This window comes from Jiangella ureilytica, assembly GCF_004348545.1.
In the GTDB taxonomy this organism is placed as follows: Bacteria; Actinomycetota; Actinomycetes; order Jiangellales; family Jiangellaceae; genus Jiangella; species Jiangella ureilytica.
Genome location: NZ_SMKL01000001.1, coordinates 155,132 through 177,915 on the forward strand (window position 1 = coordinate 155,132; position 22,784 = coordinate 177,915).

Consider the following 22,784-nt stretch of genomic DNA (forward strand, 5'->3'; position numbering starts at 1 on the left):
CTCAGCGCCGCGGCTGGTCCGACGGCCCCACGTGGTCGTCGAGCCACTGCCGCAACGACGCCAGCTCGCGCCATGCCTCCGCGACCCGCGCGGTCGCCGCCGGCGTGTGCAGCCAGTCGGGGGCGCCGACGTCGCGCCAGCCGACCAGCGCCTTCTGCCGCAGCAGGTCGATGCGCGGATGGTCGGCGTCGTAGCCGCGCGGCTTGGTCTTCAGCGCCTCGCCGTCGACCACGAAGCCGGCGTCGCGCACCGACTCGACGATCTCGACGAGGGCCTCACCGCGCCGGGAGTCGTCGACGGCGACGCGGTAGCGGGCGACCTGGTCCGGCGCCATCTGGTAGTAGCCGGCGGCGATGAACAGCCCGGCCGCGCTGACGTGCACGTAGTGCCCGCCGGCGGTGAAGCCCTGCTGGGTCTTGTACGGGGTCTTGTCGGCGGCGAACCGGACGTCGCGGTAGGGCCGGAAGAACCGCACGGTGCCGAACTCGGGGGAGAGCTCGTCGGCCAGGGCGCGCATGGGGTCGCGGACGGACTTCTCGTAGACGTGCTTGTGCGCGGTCCAGAACGACTTGGTGTTGTCGTTCTCGAGGTCCTCGTAGAAGTCCAGCGCCTCGACCGGGATGCCTGCGAAGCTCACGACGCGTCCTCCGCTTCCGTGGCCAGCGACGTGTGCAGCCGCACCTGCCGCAGCGTCGCCGACCCGTCGCCAGTGAGGTCGAGCGTGCGGTGCGCGGAGTCGGGTGCCCAGCCGGCCGGCTCGAGGAACCCGCGCAGCGCGTCGTCGCCCACGACCAGCCAGATGCGGGCGCGGGTGAAGCCGTCGGCGCGCAGGGTGTCGGCGACGGCGGCCAGCAGCCGGGAGCCGTGGCCCTCGCCGAACGCGGCGGGGTCGACGTGGAAGGCGACGATCTCGCCGTCGGCCGGCTGCGCGTCGGGGTCCTCGGACGGCGCGGTGGCGGCGAACCCCACCACGCGGCCGGCCTCGAGCGCGACCAGCACCCGATGCCGGGCCGACGGCGGCCGGGTGACGGCCTCGCGCCAGGCGGCGGCGAACGACGGGGCGTCGACGTCGGCGAGCAGCGCGGGCGGCAGCAGCGAGCCGTAGGACGCCGTCCACGCCCGGGCCTGCACGGCACCGATGGCGTCGGTGTCGGCGGCCCAGGCGAGACGGACGGAACGATCGGCGACGATGGGCGGCTCGGACACCCGCCCCACGATACGCCCGGCCCCAGGAGGGCCGGGCAGGACCGGCGACTCACATGGTCAGGCGCCCGTGCGTGCGTGGTGCGGGCACTCGGCGGGGACGGCGTCGTCCTGCGGCGGCGTCCAGCCGGTGCCGGGCAGGAAGCCGGGCAGCACCGCCGACTCGTCGTAGTAGCGGTGGTAGACCGGCGACGTCGTGCTCGCCAGCGGCGGCACCACCCACGACCACTCGGCGTGCGCCTCGCGCCCGGCCCGCTCCTCCTTCTCGACGAACCGCATGAACATCTCCGACTCGTGGTGGTGGTCGGCGATCTTCGCGCCGGCCTCGTCGAAGGAGTGCAGCACCGCCCGGTTGATCTCGACCAGCACGCGGTCCTTCCACAGCGACCGGTCGTTGTCGACGTCGAGGCCGAGGAGGCGGCCCACCTGCGTCATGCGGTCGTAGCGGTCGGCGTCGACGAGGTTGCGCGAGCCGATCTCCGTCCCCATGTACCAGCCGTTGAACGGCGCCGTCGGGTACGTGATGCCGCCGATGCGCAGCGGCATCGAGGAGATCGCCGGGACGGCGTGCCACTTGAGGTCCAGCTCGGCGAACCAGGGGAACTCCGGGTGGGAGAGGGGTACCTCGAGGACGGCGTCGCCGGGGATGTCGAACAGACGGACGCCGTCCTCGGGGGTCTCGATGGCCAGCGGGAGCACGTCGAAGTCGGTGCCCTTGCCCGACCAGCCCATGCTCTCGACCCAGCGGGTGAACTCCGCCTGGCCGGGGTCGCCGATGACCGACTCCATGCCCTGGTAGCCGGCGTAGCGGATCAACTGGCTGTTGCGCAGCCGGGGCGCCGGCCGGCCGGGCTGGTCCGCGGCGAACAGGGTGAGCACCGGGCGGATGCGCCCGCCGTTGGTGGCCACGCGCAGGTGCTCGACGCACTCGGCCGCGACGCCCTCGGCGCTGCGGACGCTGCGGCGGTCGCGGACGATCAGGCTGCGCCAGTAGAGACGGCCGATGCAGCGGTTGGCATTGCGCCACGCCACGCGTGCGCCGAACTCCAGTTCCTCGGTGGTGTGACCGAACGTGCCCCGGCGGCCGAACTCGACCAGCGCCTCGCTGAAGCGCTCTTCGGGATCGGGGGCGTTCGGGTTCTCAGCCGCGTGCTGCCGGAAGAACGCCTCGGCTTCGCTGAGATCGACGGAGTGGATCGGAACGTCTGGAAGGCCCGGATGGTGGTGCGTCCCATCGGTCGTCACAGGGTCAGCTCCTCCGCTGTCGCAGGTGGCGTCTCGCCGTCGATGCGTGATGCGGACATTCCCGGCAAATCGCCCCGAACATGATCATCCTGCCGGGAAAATGACGCACCGTCACGGATGATCTCAGAAGGCGGACGGCGCCGTCTGCCGTTCGCGCGAATCCGTCCGGACCCGCCGAAGTCGGCCGGAACCGGACGCCGACGGATCGCCTCGGCAACGCCGCAGCTCATGGGTCATATCCAGACAATCCGGGCGATATGACCATGAGTGAGCTCGTGAGAAGAGGCTCACGGGTCGCAGAGACACCGTGGGTGACGGTCGTCACGCACAGTGACGACGACGCGTGGCCGGCGGCTGAAATTCGGTGGACCGGAGCTGTCCGTCCGGTGAGGGTGGAGGCATGACGGAACACGGGCAGCGCGCGGCGCTCGGCCGGGTCCTGCGGCGGGTCGGCGGCGACGGCGTCCTCGACGCGCTGACGGCGTTGCCGGGCGCCGACCTCACCACCCTGCAGCTGGAGCTCGCCCGCCGCCGGGCCGCGGCGCTGTCGCCGGCCGACGTCCTCGCGCAGTACCGGCGCGACCGGTTCACCGCCCCGGCGCCGGTGCCGTTCCGCGCGCTGCGCCGGGTCGAGGATGCCCTGCTCGAGGCCGTCGCCGCGCAGCCGGAGCCGGCCGACGTCGTCGCGCTCGCGCCGCTGGCGCCGCTCGGCACCCACTCGGTGCTCGCCACCGTCGACCAGAACAAGGTGGTCACCACCGCCCGCGGCACCGACGTCGCCGCCGACCCCACCAACGCGCTGGCGCTCGAGGCCGCCGTCCGCCGCCGGGGCGCCGCGCCCCGCGACGTGGTCCGGCTCGCCGCCGTCCAGCGGGTGGTGCGGGCGCAGTTCGTCGACGTCTCCGGCATGTTCGCGCACTTCACGCTGTTCGCTCAGGTCACCGCCGGTCGCGACGGCGGCGGGCGCGGCTTCGAGCGGGCCGCGCTGGCCGGGCAGCTCGCCGTCCTCACCCGGGCCCTCGCCGAGCTGGGGGCCGACGGCGTCGAGCTGCGGCTGACCGTGCTCGATCCGGCCTTCCAGCCGGTCGCGGAGGCGATCGAGGGCGCCGTCGACGATCCCGGCCGCGCGACCGGCCGCGGCTACTACGAGGGCCTGTGCTTCAAGGTCATGGCCCGGTTCGGCGGCGGGGAGCCGCAAGAGGTCGGCGACGGCGGGTTCGTCGGCTGGGCCCGCGACCTGCTCAGCAACGGCAAGGAGCGGCTGCTCATCAGTGGCCTCGGCGTCGACCGGCTGGCGGCGCTCGCGTGACCCGGCGGCGGTCCCAGCGGGGCCGAGGTATTACACCAACCACACAGGGATGCTGGACAGGTGTCACATCCGGGCCTAGCCTGGAACCATGGCGGGTACCGACGAACGAGAGGCGGCGTTCTACGCGATCGTCGACTCCGACGGGCGCATCGAGCCGCGCGACGACATGCCCGAGGCGTACCGGAAGACGCTGATCCGGCAGATCGCGCAGCACGCGCACTCGGAGATCATCGGCATGCAGCCCGAGGGCAACTGGATCAGCCGCGCGCCGAGCCTGCGCCGCAAGGCGATCCTGCTGGCCAAGGTGCAGGACGAGGCCGGCCACGGGCTGTACCTCTACGCGGCTGCCGAGACCCTCGGCGTGTCCCGCGACCAGTTGCTCGAGCTGCTGCACACCCGCAGGCAGAAGTACTCGTCGATCTTCAACTACCCGACGCTCACCTGGGCCGACGTCGGCGCCATCGGCTGGCTGGTCGACGGCGCCGCCATCACCAACCAGGTGCCGCTGACCCGCTGCTCCTACGGCCCGTACGCCCGCGCGATGGTCCGCATCTGCAAGGAGGAGTCGTTCCACCAGCGGCAGGGGTTCGAGTCGCTGCTGACGCTGACCCGCGGCAGCGCGGCGCAGAAGGCGATGGCGCAGGACGCGCTCGACCGCTGGTGGTACCCGAGCCTGGCCATGTTCGGCCCGCCCGACACCGGCGAGCAGGTCAGCGGCGGCCACACCGAGCAGTCCATGCGGTGGGGCATCAAGCGCTTCAGCAACGACGAGCTGCGCCAGCGCTTCGTCGACATGACGGTGCCGCAGTCCGAGGTCCTCGGGCTCACGATCCCCGACCCGGACCTGCGCTGGAACGACGAGCGCGGCCACTACGACTTCACCGCGCCCGACTACGACGAGCTGTTCCGCGTCATCAAGGGCGACGGCCCCTGCAACGCCCAGCGCCTGGCGCACCGGGTCGCGGCGCACACCGAGGGCGCCTGGGTGCGCGAGGCGGCCGCCGCCTACGCGGCCAAGCAGCGGGCCAAGACGCAGACGGAGGCAGCGTGACCAGCGCCGAGTGGCCGCTCTGGGAGGTCTTCGTCCGGGCCAGGCGCGGCCTGTCGCACCTGCATGTCGGCAGCCTGCACGCGCCCGACGCCGCCATGGCCGTTCGCAACGCCCGCGACGTCTACACCCGCCGCGGCGAGGGCGTGTCCATCTGGGTCGTCCCGTCGGACCAGATCACCGCCAGCAGCCCGGACGAGAAGGACGCCTTCTTCGACCCCGCGGGCGACAAGGTCTACCGGCACCCGACGTTCTACGAGGTGCCGGCGGAGGCGAAGCACCTGTGAAGGACCAGTACGCGCTGGCGCTCGGCGACGACGCGCTCGTGCTCGCGCAGCGGCTGGGGGAGTGGGTCGCCCGCGCGCCGGAGCTCGAGGAGGACGTCGCGCTGGCCAACATCGCGCTCGACCTGCTCGGCCAGGCCCGCACGCTGCTGACCCACGCCGGCGAGCTGGAGGGCGCGGGCCGCGACGAGGACGCGCTGGCGTACTGGCGCGACGACCGCGACTTCCGCAACGTCCTGCTGGTCGAGCTGCCGAACGGCGACTTCGCCCAGACCATGGCCCGGCAGCTGGTCTTCGCCGCCTACCAGTACGAGCTGTACGACCGGCTGCGCGCCAGCACCGACGCCACGCTGGCCGCCGTCGCCGGCAAGGCCGTCAAAGAGGTGCACTACCACCGCGACCACGCCACCCAGTGGGTGCTGCGGCTGGGCGACGGCACCGACGAGAGCCGCCGCCGCATGGTCGCCGGCCTCGACACCGTCTGGCCCTACGTCGACGAGCTCTTCGACGACGGCGGCAACCCCGGTCCCGCGCTGGTCGCCGAGGGGGTCGCGGTCGACCCCGCCACCCTGCGCGAGCCGTGGACGGCGTACGTCGGCACCGTCCTGGCAGAGGCCGGGCTGGAGCCGCCCGCCGGCGCCGCACCCCGCGGCGGTGGCCGCCGCGGCCTGCACACCGAGCACCTCGGCTACCTGCTCGCCGAGATGCAGCACCTGCACCGGACCCACCCGGGGGCGACCTGGTGAGCGCGACCCTGAGCATCGAGGACGTGCGGGCCGCCGTCGCCGCCGTCCCGGACCCGGAGCTGCCGGTCGTGACGATCGAGCAGCTCGGCATCCTGCGCGACGTCCGCGTCGACGCGACCGGGCGGGTCACCGTCGACATCACCCCGACCTACTCCGGCTGCCCGGCCATGGACGCGATCCGGGCCGACGTCGAGGCCGCGCTGGCCGGGGCCGGGGTCGACGGCGCCGAGGTGCGGCTGGTGCTCGCCCCGGCGTGGACGACCGACTGGATCACGGCCGAGGGCCGCGCGGCGCTCGAGGAGTACGGCATCGCGCCGCCTGGGCCCGCGCGCGGCACCGTCACGGCGCTCGCCCTCTCCGTCCGGTGCCCGCACTGCGGCTCGCCCGACACCCGCGAGCTGTCCCGGTTCGGGTCGACGGCGTGCAAGGCGCTGTGGGTCTGCCGGGCCTGCCAGGAACCGTTCGACCACGTGAAGCCGCTATGACGACGGCTGCCACCCAGCCCCGCACGGAGCGGCGGCGGCACTCCGTCACCCACCGGCTCCGTGTCGCCGCCGTCGACCGGCTGACCGACGACGCCGTCGCCGTCACGTTCGCCGTGCCGCCCGAGCTCGCCGACGACTACGACTTCGCCGCCGGCCAGCACGTCAACATCGCCCTGCCCGGCGGCGACGGCGTGCGGCGCAGCTACTCGATCTGCTCGCCGGCCGGCTCCGGCGTGCTGCGCATCGCGGTGAAGCGGATCCCGTCGGGGGTGTTCTCGTCGCACGCGCTGACGACCCTGGCGGCCGGCGACGAGCTGGACGTCATGACGCCGGCCGGGCGGTTCACGCCGTCGTTCCACCCCGGGCAGGCGAGGCACTACGCCATGGTCGCGGCCGGCAGCGGCATCACGCCGGTGCTGTCGATCGTCGCGACGGCGCTGGCGACCGAGCCGGACAGCCGGGTCACGCTGCTGTACGGCAACCGGACGTCGTCGACGGTGATGTTCCTCGACGAGCTGGCCGACCTCAAGGACCGCTACGCCGGCCGGCTGCAGCTGGTGCACGTGCTGTCGCGCGAGCCGGGGTCGACGGAGCTGCTGTCGGGCCGGCTCGACGGCGACCGGCTCGACCGGCTGCTCGACACCCTGCTGCCGCCCGGCACCGTCGACGACTGGTACCTGTGCGGGCCGTACGAGCTGATCACGACCGCGCGCGGTGTGCTGGCCGGCCGCGGCGTCGACCGCGCCCACGTGCACGCCGAGCTGTATCACGTCGGCGACCCGCCGCCCGCCATCCGCGAGGAGGCACGTCAGGCCGCGGTCACCTGCGCCGTCACCGCGGTGCTCGACGGCCGCCGCACCGCCGTCACCGTCGACGACCCCGACGAGACCGTCCTCGAGGCCGTGCTCCGCGTCCGCAACGACGCCCCGTTCGCCTGCAAGGGCGGCGTCTGCGGCACCTGCCGGGCCAAGGTCCTGGACGGCAGCGTCACCATGGAGCGCCGCTACGCCCTCGAGGACGACGAGGTCGCGGCCGGCTACGTGCTGACCTGCCAGTCGCACCCCACCACGCCCACGCTCGAGGTCGACTACGACGCCTGACCCGCGGAGCCGACCAGGCCGTTCTCGTAGGCGGCGATGACCAGCTGGGCGCGGTCGCGGGCGGCCAGCTTCGCCAGCAGGCTGCCGACGTGGGACTTCACCGTCTTGACCGAGATGGTGAGCGCGGCGGCGATCTCGTCGTTCGACAGCCCGCCGGCGACCAGCGACAGGACCTCGGTCTCGCGCTCGGTCAGGGTGCCCAGCCGGCGCCGGTCACGGCCCGGCGCGACCGGCCGGGCGAGGTAGTGCTCGACCAGCCGGGTGAGGATGCTCGGGGCGAACAGCGACTCGCCGGCGTGCGTGCGCCGGACCGCGTCGAGCAGCTCGTCCGGGCGGGCGTCCTTGAGCAGGAAGCCGCTGGCGCCGGCCCGCAGCGCGGCGTACACGTACTCGTCGAGCTCGAACATGCTCAGCACCAGCACCCGGACGGCGTCGAGTGCGGCGTCGGCGGTGATGCGCCGCGTCGCCTCGATGCCGTCGCCGCCGGGCATGCGGATGTCCATCAGCACCACGTCGGGGCGCAGCTCGCGCGTCAACTGGACCGCTTCGTCGCCCGTGGCCGCCGTGCCGGCGGTGGCGAGGTCCGGGGCGGCGTCGAGCAGCAGCGCCAGACTGTGCCGCAGCAGTGGCTGGTCGTCGGCGACCAGTACCCGGACCGGCGACGGCGTCATCCCGCGGTCCCGTCGGGGAGGCGGGCGACGACGGCGTACCCGGGTCCGTCCGGGCCCGCGTCCAGGGTGCCGCCGAGCGCCGTCACCCGCTCGCGCAGCCCGGCCAGGCCCTGCCCGGCACCGGGCCGCGGCTCCCAGCCGCCGGCGGGCCCCGCGTCGGCGACGGTCACGACGACCGACCGGCCGTCGCGCCGCAGACGCACCCGCGCCCGGGTCGGCCCGGCGTGCCGCGCGGTGTTGCTCAGCGCCTCGCGGACGACCGCGCACACCGTCAGCTGCACTCCCGATGAGACGGCGCCGAGCCCGGCCGCGGCGTCGAGGGTCGCGTCGAGGCCGACGCCGCGTGCCGCCGCGACGACGTCGGGCAGGTCGGCGAGCGATGCCGCCGGCCGGAGCGCCGCGTCGGATCCGGGGGCGCGCAGGACGCTCAGCATGCGGCGCAGCTCGGTGGTGGTCTCGCGGCCGACGGCCTCGATGTCGGCCAGCGCGCTCGTCTGCTCCGCCGGCCCCTCCGGCCCGGTCAGCCTGGCGGCGACGGCGGCCCGGACGGTGATGAGGCCCAGCCCGTGCGACACGAGATCGTGCAGGTCGGCGGCGATGCGCAGCCGCTCGGCCTGGGCCGCCCGCTCGCCGGCCCACGCCGCCAGCCGGTCCTCGTGGGCGCGGCGCTCGCGCCGGGTGCGCAGCACGGCCCACCCCGTCACCAGCACCGCGATGCCGACGACGACCAGCGGAAGCACCTGCGCCGTCGATCCCCGGACGCCGATGGTCATGAGCGCCGCGACCAGGAGCACGAGTGTCGCCCACGCCACCGGCCAGGCCCGCGAGCGCCAGGTCGGCCGGCCGGTCTCCATGCCGCGAGTCTAGGGACGACGGCCGGGTCGCACATCGGACCACGGTCCGAGCGACCGTGGCCCGATGACAACCCGGCTGTGCTCGGCTGACATGGGCGCATGCTCACTTTCGACGATGTGGTGAAACGCCGCGGCGCCCGCGAGGTGCTCTCCGGCGTGACGTTCCGGGCCGAGCCGGGCCGGGTGACCGCCTTCCTCGGTCCGAACGGCGCCGGCAAGTCCTCGACGCTGCGGATCCTCCTCGGGCTGGACCGGCCGACGTCGGGCCGGGCGCTGGTGGACGGCCGTCCCTACCTCGCGTTGCGGCGGCCGCTGGGCGTGATCGGCTCGGTGCTGGACGGCTCGGGAGCGCACCGGTCCCGCTCGGCCCGCCAGCACCTGGCCTGGGTGGCCCGCAGCAACGGCATCCCGCGCCGCCGGGTCGGCGAGGTGCTGGAACAGGTCGGCCTGACCGACGCGGCGCGGGTGCGGGCCGGGCGGCTGTCGCTCGGGATGGGGCAGCGGCTCGGCCTGGCCGCCGCGCTGCTCGGCAAGCCGCGGGCGCTCGTGCTGGACGAGCCGGTGAACGGGCTGGACCCGGAGGGCATCCGGTGGATCCGCCGGCTGCTGCGCTCGCACGCCGAGGCCGGCGGGACGGTGCTGCTGTCCAGTCACCTCATGACCGAGGTCGCGGAGCTGGCCGACGACCTGGTCGTGATCGCCGCCGGGCAGGTCGTCGCCGCCGGGCCGCTGGACGCGGTCACCGCCGGGCACCCGACGCTGGAGGACGCGTTCTTCGCGCTGACGGGCGGTGCGTCGTGACCGCTGCTGTCGCCGGCGCCGTCGACGCCGTCGCCGCCGAGCTGCGCAAGGTGCTCACCCTGCCCGCCACGCTGGGCGCGCTGGTCGTGGCCGTGCTGGGTCCGGTCGCGCTGGCCGCGCTCACCGCGTCGCAGAATCCGCGCGGCTCGGCGGCGGAGGCGGCGCTCGCCGCGGAGCCGCTGGTCATGGTCGGCGCGATCGTGCTGGGCGTCGTCGCCGTCAGCAGCGAGTACGGCGGCGGCCGGCAGATCGCCAGTACCTTCGCCGCGATGCCACGGCGTCCCGCCGTCCTGGCGGCGAAGGCCGCGGTGGTCGCCGTCCTGGTCGCGGCCGCGGCGGCCGCCGCGTTCCCGGCCGCGCTGCTCGCCGCTCGCCTGGTCGCCGGCCCCGGGCCGGATGCGGACGGCGTGCTGGGCCGCGCCGTCGGTGGCGGCGTCTACGCCGTCCTCACGGCGCTGATCGCGCTGGCGATCACCGTGTTCGCTCGCAGCGGCGTCGTTCCGCTGGTGGTGCTGGTCGCGAACGGCTCGGTGGTGTCGGTGTCGTTCCTGCTGTACCAGGTGACCCCGCTCGCGCGGTACCTGCCGGACCTGGCCGGCATGCGGATGGTCGCCGGTGAGGACCGGCTCGCGATCGACGACGCGCTGGCGCCGGTCGCCGGTGGGCTGGTCATGGCCGCATGGACGGCCGCGCTGCTCGCCGTCGCCGCCGTCGTGCTGGTCCGCCGCGACGCCTGACGGCTGCGCGGCTCGCGGAGGGCGCCCCCGATAGGCTCCTGTCCCGTGATGGGTCGTGCACACCGGCGGCGAGCGGGGGCCGATGGCTCCCTCGAGCCGTCGGTCCGAGGCGGAGGACGGCAGATGGACGACAGCGCTCCATGCATGACCCATCACATCGAGGTGTGATGGTGGTGCTCACGGCGGAAGCGATCCTGCTCGACCTCGACGGGACGCTGGTCGACTCGACCGACTCCATCGCGCGCTGCTGGCTGCGCTGGTGCCGGCAGTTCGAGATCGACCCCGCGCGACTGGCCGACGCCCACGGTCGCACCACGGCCGACATCGTCGCCGATCTGCTGCCCGGTCACCGGGTGGCGGCCGCGATGGCCCGCATCGACGAGCTCGAGATCGACGACGCCGGCACCGTCCGGCCCATGCCCGGCGCGGCTGAGCTGCTGGCCGCGATCCCGCCCGAGCGCCGCGCCGTCGTCACCTCCGGCAACGCCGTCCTGGCGGCGGCCCGCATGAGCGCCGCCGGGCTGCCCGCTCCCGCCGTCGTCGTCACCGCCGACGACGTCATCCGCGGCAAGCCGCACCCGGAGCCGTACCTGCTCGGTGCCGAGCGGCTCGGGTTCGAGCCCGCCCAGTGCCTCGTGGTCGAGGACGCGCCCAGCGGCATCGCGGCGGCCCGTGCGGCCGGCATGGCCGTGCTCGGCATCGCGTCCACGCACGAGGCGCGCCAGCTCGAGGCCGACCTCATCGCCGGCACGCCGGCGCAGGTACGGGTGCAGGTCGACGGAACCGGCCCGCTCCTGATCGGCGTCGAAACGCCGTGACAAGGCCGCCCGTGGACGCCGCGCTCGTCCAGCACCAGCCGTGGAGCCGGCAGCAGCGCCGCCGCGTCTTCTGGCCGGTCCTCGGCCTGGTCGCGGCCGCCATCTGCGCCGTCGTCGTGGTCGGGCTGGCGGTGGGCGACCTCGCGCCGTCCACCGTCGCCACCGCCACGCTGTTCGCGCTGCTGCCGGTCGTCGTGGTGGTCGGGGCGTTCCTGTGGCTGGACCGCTGGGAGCCCGAGCCGGGCCGGATCATGCTGGCGGCGTTCCTGTGGGGCGGCGGCGTGGCGACGCTGGGCGCGCTGGTGGTGAACTCCGTCGTCGCCGTCACCTACGGCGAGTACACGTCGTCAGTGGTCAGCGCCCCGTTCGCCGAAGAGGCGCTGAAGGGCGCGTTCCTGGTCGGCCTGCTCTGGCGGCAGCGGCACGAGCTGGACGGGCTGGTCGACGGCATCGTCTACGCCGGGCTCGTGGCGGCCGGGTTCGCGTTCGTCGAGAACATTCTCTACCTGGGCCGGGCGTTCGACACCGACTCGTTCGACGGCTACACGGTGTTCGTCGTGCGCGGCGTGTTCTCGCCGTTCGCGCACCCGCTGTTCACGGTCTTCATCGGCATCGCCGTGGGCATCGCGGCGCAGCGGAGGTCGGTGGCGGCGCGGGTCGTGCTGCCGTTCCTCGGGTACCTGTTGGCGGCCGGGCTGCACGCACTGTGGAACGCGTCGGCGCTCTGGGACGACCGCGGCCGCGGCTTCATCGCCGTCTACGTCGTCGTCATGGTGCCGCTGTTCGCCGGCATGCTCGGCATCGCGCTCTGGCAGCGCCGCCGCGAACAGCGCGTCATCGCGGCCCGGCTGGGCGAGTTCGTGCAGGCCGGCTGGATCCCGTGGTACGAGCTCGACCTGCTGTCGACCATGCGCAGCCGGCGGCGCTGGAGCACCGCCATGAAGACCCAGTACGGGCGCGACGCCGCCCGCGCCGTCCGCGACTACCAGGGCGCCGTCACCGAGCTCGCCTTCCTCGTCACCCGGCTGCGCCACGCCGAGGCGGACGAGCAGGCCGACCCGCGGCTGGCCGAGCTGCTGTCCGCCGTCACCCGGACCCGCGCCCGAGCCGTCGCCCTGACCAGCACCGGACGGTGAGGCAGGTCGGTCCGCGGGGTCGGATCACGGTAGCCTTTGTCCATGCCTGACGAGCTCTTCACCCTCGCCGCCGCCACCACGGGTGCGCCGGCGGCCGCACCGTTCGGCCGCACGTCGGTCGCCATGGTCACGCCGTTCCTCGACGACGGCGGCCTCGACCTCGAGGGCAGCGCCGCGCTGGCGGAGAAGCTCGTGAACGACGGCTGCGACGGCCTCGTGGTCAGCGGCACCACCGGTGAGAGCCCCACCACGTCCGACGCCGAGAAGGACCACCTCCTGCGGGCCGTGCTCGAGGCCGTCGGCTCGCGCGCCCACGTCGTCGCCGGCGTCGGCACCAACGACACCCGCCACACCAGCGAGCTCGCGCAGGCCGCCCAGAAGGCGGGCGCCCACGGGCTGCTGCTGGTCACGCCGTACTACAGCCGGCCGCCGCAAGAGGCGCTGTACCAGCACTTCGTCGCCGTCGCGTCGGCCACCGACCTGCCGGTCATGCTCTACGACATCCCCGTCCGCACCGGGGTGCCCATCGCCACCGAGACGCTGCTCCGGCTGGCCGAGCACGACCGCATCGTCGCCGTCAAGGACGCCAAGGGCGACGTGTTCGCGTCGTCCGAGGTCATCGCCCGCACCGGGCTGGCCTACTACTCCGGCGACGACGCCCTCAACCTCGCGCTGCTCACGCACGGCGCCGTCGGCGTGGTGAGCGTGGTCGGCCACGTGGCCGCCGCCCAGTACGCCCAGATGATCCGCGCCGTCGACTCCGGCGACCTGCGGCGGGCGCTCGACCTGCACCGTCAGGTCATCCCGGCCGTGCGCGGCATCATGACCCGAACTCAAGGAGCCATCATGGCCAAGGCCGCCGTCCAGCACCTGGGCGTGATCCGGCACCGCACGGTCCGCTCGCCCCTCATCCCCGCCACCGACGAGCAGGTCGCGCTGCTGCGCGCCGACCTCGCCGAGGCGGGGCTCGCATGAGCCACCCGCACCCCGAGCTCACCACGCCCCCTCCGCTCGCCCCCGGCGCGCTGCGTCTCGTCCCGCTGGGCGGGCTGGGCGAGGTCGGCCGCAACATGACGGTGTTCGAGCACGGCGGGCGGCTGCTGATCGTCGACTGCGGCGTGCTGTTCCCCGAGGACAACCAGCCCGGCGTCGACCTGATCCTGCCCGACTTCGAGTACATCCGCGACCGCCTCGACGACGTCGAGGCCATCGTCCTCACGCACGGGCACGAGGACCACATCGGCGCCGTGCCGTTCCTGCTCCGCGAGAAGCAGGACATCCCCGTCGTCGGCTCCCGGCTCACCCTCGCGCTGGTCGAGGCGAAGCTCAAGGAGCACCGCATCGACGCCTACCAGCTGCAGGTCAAGGAGGGGCAGACGGAGCGGTTCGGGCCGTTCGAGGTCGAGTTCCTCGCCGTCAACCACTCCATCCCCGACGCGCTGGCGCTGGCCATCCGCACCCCGGCCGGCGTCGTGCTGCACACGGGCGACTTCAAGATGGACCAGCTGCCGCTCGACGGCCGGCTCACCGACCTCAACGGCTTCGCCCGGCTCGGCGACGCCGGCGTCGACCTGTTCATGGTCGACTCCACCAACGCCGAGGTGCCCGGCTTCACGCCGCACGAGCGCGACATCGCCGACGTCCTCGACGGCGTCTTCGCCCGGGCGCCGCGGCGCGTCGTCGTCGCCTCGTTCGCCAGCCACGTCCACCGCGTGCAGCAGGTGCTCGACGTCGCCGTCGCGCACGGCCGCAAGGTGGCGTTCGTCGGCCGCTCCATGGTCCGCAACATGGGCATCGCCCGCGACCTCGGCTACCTCACCATCCCCGGCGGCACTCTGGTCGACCTCAAGTCGATCGACAACCTCCCGCCCGAAGAGGTCGTGCTCATGTCCACCGGGTCGCAGGGCGAGCCCATGGCGGCGCTGTCGCGCATCGCCAACCGCGACCACCCGGCCATCCGCATCGAGCAGGGCGACGTCGTCGTGCTGGCCTCCTCGCTCATCCCGGGCAACGAGAACGCCGTCGGACGCGTCATCAACGGCCTCACCCGCGAGGGCGCCACCGTCGTGCACAAGGGCAACGCCAAGGTGCACACCTCCGGCCACGCGTCGGCCGGCGAGCTCCTGTTCGTGTACAACCTGGTCAAGCCGCGCAACGTCATGCCCATCCACGGCGAGACGCGGCACCTGTTCGCCAACGCCGACATCGCGGTGGCCGCCGGGGTGCCGCGCGAGCGGGTCGCGCTGGCCGAGGACGGCGTCGTCGTCGACCTCGTCGACGGTGTCGCCAAGGTGGTCGGCGCGGTTCCGTGCGGCTACGTCTACGTCGACGGCTCCAACGTCGGCGGCGTCGCCGAGGCGTCGCTCAAGGACCGGCGCATCCTCGGCGAAGAGGGCTTCATCTCCGTCGTCGTGGTGGTCGACTCCGTCACCGGCAAGGTCACCGGCGGTCCCGAGATCCACGCGCGCGGCTTCGCCGAGGACGAGAGCGTCTTCGACGACATCCGGCCCGAGCTGATCACGGCCCTGGAGAAGGCGGCCGAGGGCGGCAACGCCGACACCTACCAGCTGCAGCAGACGGTCCGCCGCACCATCGGCCGCTGGGTCGGCGGCCGCCTGCGCCGCCGCCCCATGATCATCCCGGTGGTCGTCGAGTCGTAGGCCCCGGCCGCGGATGGTTGAGGGATTCGTGTCGCCAGGGCGGCACCGATCCCTCAACCATCCGCGCTCACGCGGCAGCGGCGGCGTCGCCGAGGGCGGCGACGATGCGCCGCCAGCCGTTGCCCATGATGGTCCGCGAGCGCTGGGCGGCTGGGGAGTCCGGATCGAAGCCGCGGTGGGTGAAGAGCAGCCGGGTGCCGCGGCCCTCGGGGCGCAGTGCGAAGCTCACCACCCAGCCCGACGGCTCGGCGGCCGCGGCGTCGTCCCAGCTGAAGCTGATCAGTTCCGGCTCGACCAGCTCCAGCACCTCGCAGGCGACGGTGCCGGAGAAGCCGACCGCCTCGATCGGCTTGGCGGCCAGGCTGAACCGGGCCCCGACCCGCGGCTCGAACCCGTCCGGGCGCATCAGCCAGCGGGCCATCAGGTCCGGCGTCGTCAGCGCGTGCCAGACCAGCGCCGGCGGGTGCGGATAGAACTGGTCCAGCTCGATCGACGTCCGCTCGCTCACGTCCCCGCACCGTCGCCCAGGTCGTCGAGTACGTCGCCGAGGTCGGTGAGCCGGGCCCGCCAGTACCGCTCGTACGGCGACAGCCAGTCGCGCACGCCGACCAGCGGCTCGGCGTGCACGGCGTAGTAGCGGTGCCGGCCACGCTGCTCTTCGCGGACGAGGTCGGTGTCGCGCAGGACGCGCAGGTGCTCCGAGACGCTCGGCCGGGCCATGTCGAAGCGCTCGGCGATGTCCTGGACCGTCTGCTCGCCGTCGAGCAGCAGGTCGAGGATGTCGCGGCGGGTCGGGTTGGCCAGCGCACCGAACAGCCGGTCGGCGCCGGAGGTCTTGCCTCGGACCGGCACCGCTCAGACCGCCGCGGACAGCACGTACCCGTTGCCGTCCGGGTCGGTGAACGTGGCCTGGCGTCCCCAGGGCAGCTCGTCGGGGCCGACGACGGTGACACCGGCCGATCGCAGCCGGGCCACGTCGGCGTCGAGGTCGGACGAGGCCAGGATGGTGCCGGCCGAGGAGCCGGCGGTGGCGCCGGGGAACGGACGGTGCAGCACGATGGCCGTCGCCGCACCGGGCGGCGCGACCTCGAGCCAGCGGTTGTCGCCCATGGTGACGTCGGCGCGGACCTCGAAGCCGAGCACGCCGACGTAGAAGGACCGGGCCCGCTCCTGGTCGTCGACGAACACCGTCAGCGTCTGGATCTGTGTCAGGCTCATGCACGGAACTATAGGTAGGAAAAAACCTACGCGTCAACTCACTCCTGCCGGATGTGGTCGGCGACCAGTCGGCTGGACGTCCCGACGACGGTGAGGGCGGCGATGATCGCGGCGGCGACGACGGCCGCGCCCATGAGCAGCACCCCCTGCCGCCACGGCGCCTCGCCCATGTCGGTGCCGAGCTGCAGGTACGTGCTGCCGGCGAACAGCCCGCTGACGATCGCCGCGACGCAGCCCAGGCCGGTGGGGAGCGCCGCCTCGAGCCACTGGGCGCGGCGCAGCACGCCCGGCGGGGTGCCGACCAGGCGCAGCGAGACGAGCTCGCGCCGCCGGGCGACGGCGCGGTCGACGGCGGCGACGGCGAAGGTCAGCAGCCCGATCGAGAGGACGACGGCGGCCAGCGTCCAGACGACGGCGCGCAGGTCGCCGACGAAGTCGTAGTACTCGAGGTCGGTGTGCGTCGAGGGCGCCAGGCCGGCGGTCTCCAGCTGCTCGTAGAGGTCGTGGCCCGGCTCCGCCAGCACCACCAGGGTGGTGTCGGTGCCGGCGAGCGCCGCCTCGACGCCCGGGGTGCCCGGCGGGACCAGCAGGTCGGCCCAGAGCGGGCGCAGGTCCCAGTTGGGCTGGCCGGAGTGGGCGCGGTCGCTGCCGATGACCTGAGGGCCGTCGACCGCGACCTCGACCGGCTCGCCGACGGGGACGCCGTCGCTCACCGCCTGCAGGGCCGCGGTCTCGGGCGGGTCCTGGTCGTGGACCCACTGGGAGACGAGCGCGGAGACCCGGCCGTCGACGCAGTCGGGGACGGCCGGAGCGAACGCGCGCAGCTCGTCGCAGGTGGCGACCAGCGCGGTGATCGGGAACGGTTCGCCGCCCCAGCCGGGGATCTCGACGGTGCCGGTCAGGACCGGGAACGCGAAGGTCTCGCGGACGCCGTCGATGGCCTCGACCTGCCGGTGGGCGTCGTCGAGCCGGTCGCCCGGCACGGTGACGGCGGCGCGCTGCCCGTTCTCGACGTGGTCGGCGGCCGCGACGTACTGGGACGTCTCCTCGAACGCGACCAGCACCGCGCGGGCGCCGATGACCAGGAACAGGCCGACCATGAGCGCCGCGATGACCCGGGTCGCGGCGGCGGGCTGCGCCTGGAGCCGGCGGGCGGCGAGCGTCGCCGTCGGTCCGGAGAACGTGCGCAGCAGCAGGTCGGCGACCAGCCGGACGAAGACGGGGACGATCGCGACGATGCCGACGGCCACCAGGCCGATCCCGGTCAGCAGCACGGTGACCTCGACATCGGTGATGACGAAGTCGTCGTTGGCGCGCCGGACCAGCAGGCACACGACCAGCCCGGCGGCCAGCGGTGCCGCCCGCCAGGGGGAGGGACGGCGCGCGTCGGCTCGGCGGGCCCGCTCGACGGCCCGGCGCGGGTCGAGCCCCTGCGGCAGGACGGCGACGGCGGTCGTGACCACCGGCATGCCGACGGCGACGACGGCCCAGGCCGGCGGCGGCGGGGCGTACCCCGTCAGCGGCCACAGCACGAGCGTCAGCACGGCCCCGGCCGCGGTGCCCGCCGCCGCGACCAGACCGGCCTCGGCGGCCGCCACCGCCCGGGTCTGGCCCGCCGACAGCCCGAGCAGCCGCAGGTTCGCCAGCCGGCGGTCGCGCAGCTGCGCCGAGAGCCGTCCGACCGTGGCGGCCAGCACGAACACCGGCAGCGCCACGGCGCCGACGACGGCGGCCATCAGCCGGCCGACCTCCTGGTCGTCGAACGCGGCGGTGCCGCCCATGCGGCCGTGGGCGACCGCCCACACCGTCAGCAGGACCGCCGTGCCGACGGCGCTGGTGGCCAGCACCGCCAGTGAGCGGGCCCGCCGGCCGGGCGAGCCCCACGCCAGCCGGGCGCCGAGTGCGACGGCCGCCCTCACCGGACGGTCGCCGTTCGGCTGGAGTCGATGGCGCCGTCGCGCATCAGCACGAGGTCGTCGAAGTGCGACGCGACCAGGTTGTCGTGCGTCACGACCAGCAGCGTCGCGCCGATGCGCCCGCTCAGCGCCACCATGGCGTCGAGGACCGCCTCGGCGTTGACGGTGTCGAGCGACCCGGTGGGCTCGTCGGCCAGCACCACGCGCGGCTCGTGCACGAGCGCCCGGGCGACGGCCGCGCGCTGCGCCTGTCCGCCGGAGACCGCGCCGGTGCGCGAGTCGGCGACGTCGGCGACCCCGAGCTCGCCGAGCAGCTCCAGCGCGCGGCCGCGGGCCGCGGCCCGCCCGGCGCCGAGCAGCTGCAGGGGCAGCATGACGTTCTCGGCGAGGGTGAGCTCGGGCACGAGGTCGCCGAACTGGAAGACCACGCCCAGCCGCTCCAGCCGAAGCCGGCTGCGCTCGCGGTCGCTCAGCCCGGTCACGTCCTGCCCGTCCAGGAGGATCCGGCCGTGATCGGGTACCAGCACGCCGGCCAGGCAGTGCAGCAGGCTGGACTTGCCCGACCCGGACTGGCCCATCAGCGCCGTGCGCGATCCCGGTGCGAGCGTGAGGCTCACGTCGCGCAGCGCCGTGGTGGCGCCGTAGGTGAGGGTGACGCCGTCAGCCTCGAGCATCGTCGTCTCCCTCCCGAGCCGCCACGAGCTGCTCGCGGACGGCGCCGAGTCGCGCCCCGGACTCCTCGATCCAGCGCAGGTCGGCGTCGAGATGGGCCAGCTCGTACGTGACGGCCAGCAGCTCCGGGCCGGTCGACCCGCGGCGCTGGGCCTGCAGGGCGCGCATGCGGGTCAGGTGCGCCTCGCGCTGGCGGGCCAGCACATCGGCGGGGTCGCGGCCGGACAGCAGCGCGACGGTGACCCGCGCGTGCAGCGTGCCCGCGGCCGACGCCTCGGGCGGCTCCGGCGCGAACACCCACTCGTCGACGACGCCGACGCCCTGGGCCGTGATGCGGTAGAGCCGGCGGTCGGGGCCGTGGCCGGACTCGACCTCGACCTGGTCGGCCAGCCCGTCGCGGGTGAGGCGGGCCAGCGTCGAGTAGACCTGCCCGAAGGCGAGCGGCCGCCGTCGGGCGAACCACCGGTCGTAGTTCTGCTTCAGCGTGTAGCCGTACGCCGGGCCGGGCTCGAGCAGCGCGAGCAGCGTCGTGGAGGTGCTCATGCCGGGCGACTATACACCAGGCGTATACGCCGAGAGTATAGGTGACTCGATTCGGCAGGGTTCGGACATTTCGCTCGACGCGCCGGGACTCGTGTGACTGAAGATGCGACTGTGTCAGATGTAGTGTGATCTCCATGGCGACCCGTACCGCTCAGTCACGGTCGCGTAGCTCGTCGGGTACGACCACCACACGGCGTACCCCGGCTCGCGGCCGCAAGCGTCGCGCACCCGAGCCACCCCCGCCACCACCGCCGGAGCCGAGCCTCGTCGCCCAGTTCCTCGGCGGCATCGGCCGGATGATCGTCGGCATCTGGATGGGCATCGCCCACCTGGTCGGCGGCACGGCGCGCAGTGTGGGGCGCACCGCCACCAGCCTCGAGGCCTCGCAGCGCCGCGACGGCGTGGGGCTGTTCCTCATCGGGACGGCGTTCATCGCCGCCGCGTCGGTGTGGTGGACGCTCGACGGCCAGGTCTACGAGGCCGTCTACCAGGGCATCGCCGGCGCCATCGGCACCGGCGCCTACGTCGCGCCGGTGCTGCTGATGATGGCCGCCTGGCGCACGCTGCGCCACCCCGACCGCAACGGCCCCGGCGGCCGGCAGGTCATCGGCTGGGTCTGCCTGGCCCTGGGCACGCTCGGCCTGGCGCACATCGCAGGCGGCATGCCGCGCCCGGTCGACGGCCAGATCGCCATGGAGCGGGCCGGCGGCGCCATCGGCTACGTCTCGTCCACGATCCTCGCCGACCTGCTGACGGTGTGGGTGGCCGGCCCGCTGCTGGGCCTGCTGACGCTGTTCGGCGTGCTGGTCATCACCGGCATCCCGCTGTACGAGGTCACCGCCCAGCTGCAGGCGGCCGCCGTCGTCGTCGGGGGCTGGCTGGGCTTGCGCCGTCCCGAGGAGGGCGACGAGAACGGCGCCGGGCGCCGCGACCGCATGGCGCCCACCGACGACGAGCCGTACGACTCGCCGGTGCTGCGCGACAAGCCGAAGCGCAAGCGGCGCGAGCCGGCACCGGACGAGTCCGACGCCGACACCGCGGAGCTGGCCGGCCTCGGCTCCGAGGCCGACGATGCCGACGCCCCGACGGAGCCGTCCGTCGTCGCCCGCGAGCTGCGCAAGCGGAAGAAGGGCGCCGCGGCCGACGGCCCGGCCGAGCCGCCGCCGCACACGCCGATCCCGCAGCGGGTCGAGCAGCTGGCGCTGTCCGGCGACATCACCTACACGCTGCCGTCGAGCGACCTGCTCCGGCAGGGCAGCCCGCACAAGGCGAAGTCGGCCGCGTCGGACCAGGTGGTCGACGCGCTCATGGGCGTGTTCGATCAGTTCAACATCGACGCCGTCGTCACCGGCTACACCCGCGGCCCGACGGTCACCCGGTACGAGGTCGAGCTCGGCACCGCGGTCAAGGTCGAGCGGGTCACGGCGCTGTCGAAGAACATCTCCTACGCCGTGGCCAGCGCCGAGGTGCGCATCCTGTCGCCCATCCCGGGCAAGTCGGCGATCGGCATCGAGATCCCGAACTCCGACAAGGAGATCGTGAGCCTGGGCGACGTCATGCGCTCGCCGGTGGCCCGCAAGGACCACCACCCGATGATCGCCGGGCTCGGCAAGGACGTCGAGGGCGGCTTCGTCGTCACCAACCTGGCGAAGATGCCGCACCTGCTGGTCGCCGGCGCCACCGGCTCGGGCAAGTCGAGCTTCATCAACTCGATGATCACGTCGGTGCTCATGCGGGCCACGCCCGACGAGGTCCGGCTGATCATGGTCGACCCCAAGCGGGTCGAGCTGTCGGCGTACGAGGGCATCCCGCACCTCATCACGCCGATCATCACCAACCCGAAGAAGGCGGCCGAGGCGCTGCAGTGGGTCGTGCGCGAGATGGACATGCGCTACGACGACCTCGCCAACTTCGGCTTCCGGCACGTCGACGACTTCAACAAGGCCGTCCGCGCCGGCAAGGTCAAGGCCCCCGAGGGCAGCGAGCGGGTGCTGACGCCGTACCCGTACCTGCTGGTCATCGTCGACGAGCTGGCCGACCTCATGATGGTGGCCCCGCGCGACGTCGAGGACTCCGTCGTCCGCATCACCCAGCTGGCCCGCGCGGCCGGCATCCACCTGGTGCTCGCGACGCAGCGGCCGTCGGTCGACGTCGTCACCGGCCTCATCAAGGCCAACGTGCCGTCGCGGCTGGCGTTCGCGACGTCGTCGCTGGCCGACTCCCGGGTCATCCTCGACCAGCCGGGCGCGGAGAAGCTGGTCGGCCAGGGCGACGGGCTGTTCCTGCCCATGGGCGCCAGCAAGCCGATCCGCGTGCAAGGCGCCTGGGTCACGGAGTCCGAGATCGCCGCCGTCGTGGGCCACTGCAAGGAGCAGCTCGAGCCGACCTACCGCGAGGACGTCACCGCCGCCGCGGGCGCGTCGAAGCGCGAGGTCGACGAGGACATCGGCGACGACCTCGACCTGCTGTGCCAGGCGGCCGAGCTGGTCGTCAACACGCAGTTCGGCTCGACGTCGATGCTGCAGCGCAAGCTGCGCGTCGGGTTCGCGAAGGCCGGCCGGCTCATGGACCTCATGGAGAGCCGCGGCATCGTCGGCCCGTCCGAGGGCTCGAAGGCCCGCGACGTGCTGATCAAACCCGACGAGCTCGACGAGGTGCTGGACGCGCTGCGTGGCGACTGAGGCACCAGTCCCGGCATCCGTCCTGACGGAGGAGCGGCCGCGCGGCGAGGTGCGCGCAGCCGTCCTGCTGCTGCACGGCGGGCGTTCGGAGAGCCGCGAGCCGGTGCGGGCCCGGCAGCCGTCGGTGCTGCGGCTGCGGCCGTTCGCCGGTGCGCTGCGCCGGGCCGGCGGGCCGCTGGGCCTGACGGTGTGGCGGCTGCGGTACGCGATCCGCGGCTGGAACGGGGCTGAGGAGTCGCCGCTGGCCGACGTGCGCTCGGCCCTGTCGGCAGTGCGCTCGCGCGATCCCGGGATCCCGATCGCGCTGGTCGGCTACTCGATGGGCGGACGGTCAGCCATCCGCGCGACGGGGGAGCAGGCGGCCGGCGCGGGCGTCGTCGCCGTCGCCGGGCTGGCGCCGTGGCTGACGCCGTCGGAGACGCCGTCGATGCTGGCCGGGCGGCACGTGCTGCTCATGCACGGCACCGCCGACACCACGACCGACCCGCGGGCGACGGCGTCGTTCGCGGCCGGTCTCGACGGCGTGGCCGCGTCGGTGCGCTACGTCGCGGTGCCCGACGACGGGCACGCGATGCTGCGCCGCCCGTTCCTGTGGCACCGCGAGGTGACCCGGTTCGTCCTGGCGCGTACCGGGCTGGCGGTAGAGTAGCCGCCGAC

General features: G+C 73.9%; 25 protein-coding genes. 14 read left to right on the plus strand and 11 right to left on the minus strand.

The genetic code is table 11. The features are described 5' to 3' along the window. Position 1: 1 nt before the first annotated feature. The 3 genes from E1212_RS00760 to E1212_RS00770 are packed head-to-tail and all read right to left on the minus strand — an operon-like array spanning position 2 to position 2,448. On the minus strand, positions 2 to 637 hold the full coding sequence (locus tag E1212_RS00760; protein WP_131977615.1) for a DUF2461 domain-containing protein: 636 nt from the start codon (positions 635 to 637) through the stop codon (positions 2 to 4). Then, positions 634 to 1,206 (minus strand): GNAT family N-acetyltransferase, encoded by a 573-nt coding sequence (locus E1212_RS00765; protein ID WP_131977618.1) that lies wholly within the window; start codon positions 1,204 to 1,206, stop codon positions 634 to 636. Before E1212_RS00765 ends, E1212_RS00760 begins: the two co-directional genes overlap by 4 nt. A gap of 57 nt (positions 1,207 to 1,263) precedes the next feature. Continuing rightward, positions 1,264 to 2,448, minus strand: a complete 1,185-nt coding sequence (locus tag E1212_RS00770; RefSeq protein WP_203416095.1) for a nitric oxide synthase oxygenase — start codon at positions 2,446 to 2,448, stop codon at positions 1,264 to 1,266. Positions 2,449 to 2,848: 400 nt separating this feature from the next. On the opposite strand from E1212_RS00770, the gene E1212_RS00775 reads away from it, so the two are divergent. From E1212_RS00775 to paaE, 6 genes are all read left to right on the plus strand, one after another. Further along, positions 2,849 to 3,757: a hypothetical protein gene (locus E1212_RS00775; protein ID WP_131977622.1), complete on the plus strand. Its 909-nt coding sequence runs from the start codon at positions 2,849 to 2,851 to the stop codon at positions 3,755 to 3,757. Between the two features lie 88 nt (positions 3,758 to 3,845). Next, positions 3,846 to 4,808, plus strand: a complete 963-nt coding sequence (gene paaA / locus E1212_RS00780) for a 1,2-phenylacetyl-CoA epoxidase subunit PaaA (RefSeq protein WP_131977625.1) — start codon at positions 3,846 to 3,848, stop codon at positions 4,806 to 4,808. Continuing rightward, positions 4,805 to 5,092 carry a 1,2-phenylacetyl-CoA epoxidase subunit PaaB gene (gene paaB, locus E1212_RS00785; RefSeq protein WP_131977628.1) on the plus strand — a complete coding sequence of 96 codons (288 nt, stop codon included), beginning with the start codon at positions 4,805 to 4,807 and terminating at the stop codon, positions 5,090 to 5,092. Before paaA ends, paaB begins: the two co-directional genes overlap by 4 nt. Continuing rightward, positions 5,089 to 5,835: a 1,2-phenylacetyl-CoA epoxidase subunit PaaC gene (paaC, locus tag E1212_RS00790; RefSeq protein WP_131977631.1), complete on the plus strand. Its 747-nt coding sequence runs from the start codon at positions 5,089 to 5,091 to the stop codon at positions 5,833 to 5,835. Before paaB ends, paaC begins: the two co-directional genes overlap by 4 nt. Then, a complete protein-coding gene (gene paaD, locus E1212_RS00795; RefSeq protein ID WP_238992207.1) occupies positions 5,832 to 6,320 on the plus strand; it encodes a 1,2-phenylacetyl-CoA epoxidase subunit PaaD in 489 nt (162 codons plus the stop codon). Before paaC ends, paaD begins: the two co-directional genes overlap by 4 nt. After that, positions 6,317 to 7,420: a 1,2-phenylacetyl-CoA epoxidase subunit PaaE gene (gene paaE, locus E1212_RS00800; protein WP_131977634.1), complete on the plus strand. Its 1,104-nt coding sequence runs from the start codon at positions 6,317 to 6,319 to the stop codon at positions 7,418 to 7,420. Before paaD ends, paaE begins: the two co-directional genes overlap by 4 nt. Here the strand turns inward: paaE and E1212_RS00805 are convergent. Continuing rightward, positions 7,408 to 8,091 carry a response regulator gene (locus E1212_RS00805; RefSeq protein WP_131977637.1) on the minus strand — a complete coding sequence of 228 codons (684 nt, stop codon included), beginning with the start codon at positions 8,089 to 8,091 and terminating at the stop codon, positions 7,408 to 7,410. The genes paaE and E1212_RS00805 overlap by 13 nt on opposite strands. Next, positions 8,088 to 8,945 (minus strand): sensor histidine kinase, encoded by an 858-nt coding sequence (locus E1212_RS00810; RefSeq protein ID WP_131977640.1) that lies wholly within the window; start codon positions 8,943 to 8,945, stop codon positions 8,088 to 8,090. The genes E1212_RS00805 and E1212_RS00810 overlap by 4 nt, the downstream gene beginning before the upstream one ends. Before the next feature lie 99 nt (positions 8,946 to 9,044). Here E1212_RS00810 and E1212_RS00815 point away from each other — a divergent pair, with 99 nt between their 5' ends. The 6 genes from E1212_RS00815 (at position 9,045) to E1212_RS00840 (ending at position 15,097) form a co-directional block, all read left to right on the plus strand. Continuing rightward, a complete protein-coding gene (locus E1212_RS00815; RefSeq protein ID WP_131977643.1) occupies positions 9,045 to 9,746 on the plus strand; it encodes an ABC transporter ATP-binding protein in 702 nt (233 codons plus the stop codon). Next, complete coding sequence (locus tag E1212_RS00820; protein ID WP_131977646.1) at positions 9,743 to 10,483, plus strand: ABC transporter permease; 741 nt, start codon at positions 9,743 to 9,745, stop codon at positions 10,481 to 10,483. Before E1212_RS00815 ends, E1212_RS00820 begins: the two co-directional genes overlap by 4 nt. A 167-nt stretch (positions 10,484 to 10,650) precedes the next feature. After that, positions 10,651 to 11,301 (plus strand): HAD-IA family hydrolase, encoded by a 651-nt coding sequence (locus E1212_RS00825; protein WP_131977649.1) that lies wholly within the window; start codon positions 10,651 to 10,653, stop codon positions 11,299 to 11,301. A gap of 11 nt (positions 11,302 to 11,312) precedes the next feature. Further along, positions 11,313 to 12,437 carry a PrsW family intramembrane metalloprotease gene (locus E1212_RS00830; protein WP_131977652.1) on the plus strand — a complete coding sequence of 375 codons (1,125 nt, stop codon included), beginning with the start codon at positions 11,313 to 11,315 and terminating at the stop codon, positions 12,435 to 12,437. A gap of 42 nt (positions 12,438 to 12,479) precedes the next feature. Beyond that, positions 12,480 to 13,412, plus strand: coding sequence for a 4-hydroxy-tetrahydrodipicolinate synthase (dapA, locus tag E1212_RS00835; protein WP_131977655.1), 933 nt, complete (start codon positions 12,480 to 12,482; stop codon positions 13,410 to 13,412). After that, positions 13,409 to 15,097, plus strand: coding sequence for a ribonuclease J (locus tag E1212_RS00840; RefSeq protein WP_131977658.1), 1,689 nt, complete (start codon positions 13,409 to 13,411; stop codon positions 15,095 to 15,097). The genes dapA and E1212_RS00840 overlap by 4 nt, the downstream gene beginning before the upstream one ends. Before the next feature lie 67 nt (positions 15,098 to 15,164). Here E1212_RS00840 and E1212_RS00845 read toward each other — a convergent pair whose 3' ends face one another. The 6 genes from E1212_RS00845 to E1212_RS00870 are packed head-to-tail and all read right to left on the minus strand — an operon-like array spanning position 15,165 to position 19,446. Then, the gene (locus tag E1212_RS00845) at positions 15,165 to 15,605 is read right to left on the minus strand and encodes an SRPBCC family protein (RefSeq protein WP_203416096.1); all 441 of its coding nucleotides are present in this window, start codon (positions 15,603 to 15,605) and stop codon (positions 15,165 to 15,167) included. Further along, entirely contained in the window at positions 15,602 to 15,949 is a 348-nt protein-coding gene (locus tag E1212_RS00850) for an ArsR/SmtB family transcription factor (protein ID WP_131977661.1), read from the minus strand. The genes E1212_RS00845 and E1212_RS00850 overlap by 4 nt, the downstream gene beginning before the upstream one ends. Before the next feature lie 3 nt (positions 15,950 to 15,952). Further along, on the minus strand, positions 15,953 to 16,315 hold the full coding sequence (locus tag E1212_RS00855; RefSeq protein ID WP_131977663.1) for a VOC family protein: 363 nt from the start codon (positions 16,313 to 16,315) through the stop codon (positions 15,953 to 15,955). Between the two features lie 38 nt (positions 16,316 to 16,353). Then, positions 16,354 to 18,234 (minus strand): FtsX-like permease family protein, encoded by a 1,881-nt coding sequence (locus E1212_RS00860; protein WP_131977666.1) that lies wholly within the window; start codon positions 18,232 to 18,234, stop codon positions 16,354 to 16,356. Beyond that, the gene (locus E1212_RS00865; protein WP_131977669.1) at positions 18,231 to 18,905 is read right to left on the minus strand and encodes an ABC transporter ATP-binding protein; all 675 of its coding nucleotides are present in this window, start codon (positions 18,903 to 18,905) and stop codon (positions 18,231 to 18,233) included. Before E1212_RS00865 ends, E1212_RS00860 begins: the two co-directional genes overlap by 4 nt. After that, positions 18,892 to 19,446 (minus strand): PadR family transcriptional regulator, encoded by a 555-nt coding sequence (locus E1212_RS00870; protein ID WP_131977671.1) that lies wholly within the window; start codon positions 19,444 to 19,446, stop codon positions 18,892 to 18,894. Before E1212_RS00870 ends, E1212_RS00865 begins: the two co-directional genes overlap by 14 nt. Positions 19,447 to 19,580: 134 nt before the next feature. Between E1212_RS00870 and E1212_RS00875 the strand changes: the two genes are divergently transcribed. Together E1212_RS00875 and E1212_RS00880 are read left to right on the plus strand one after the other, a co-directional pair. Next, positions 19,581 to 22,127 carry an FtsK/SpoIIIE family DNA translocase gene (locus E1212_RS00875; RefSeq protein WP_131977674.1) on the plus strand — a complete coding sequence of 849 codons (2,547 nt, stop codon included), beginning with the start codon at positions 19,581 to 19,583 and terminating at the stop codon, positions 22,125 to 22,127. After that, positions 22,117 to 22,776, plus strand: coding sequence for an alpha/beta hydrolase (locus tag E1212_RS00880; protein WP_203416098.1), 660 nt, complete (start codon positions 22,117 to 22,119; stop codon positions 22,774 to 22,776). Before E1212_RS00875 ends, E1212_RS00880 begins: the two co-directional genes overlap by 11 nt. Positions 22,777 to 22,784: the final 8 nt, after the last annotated feature.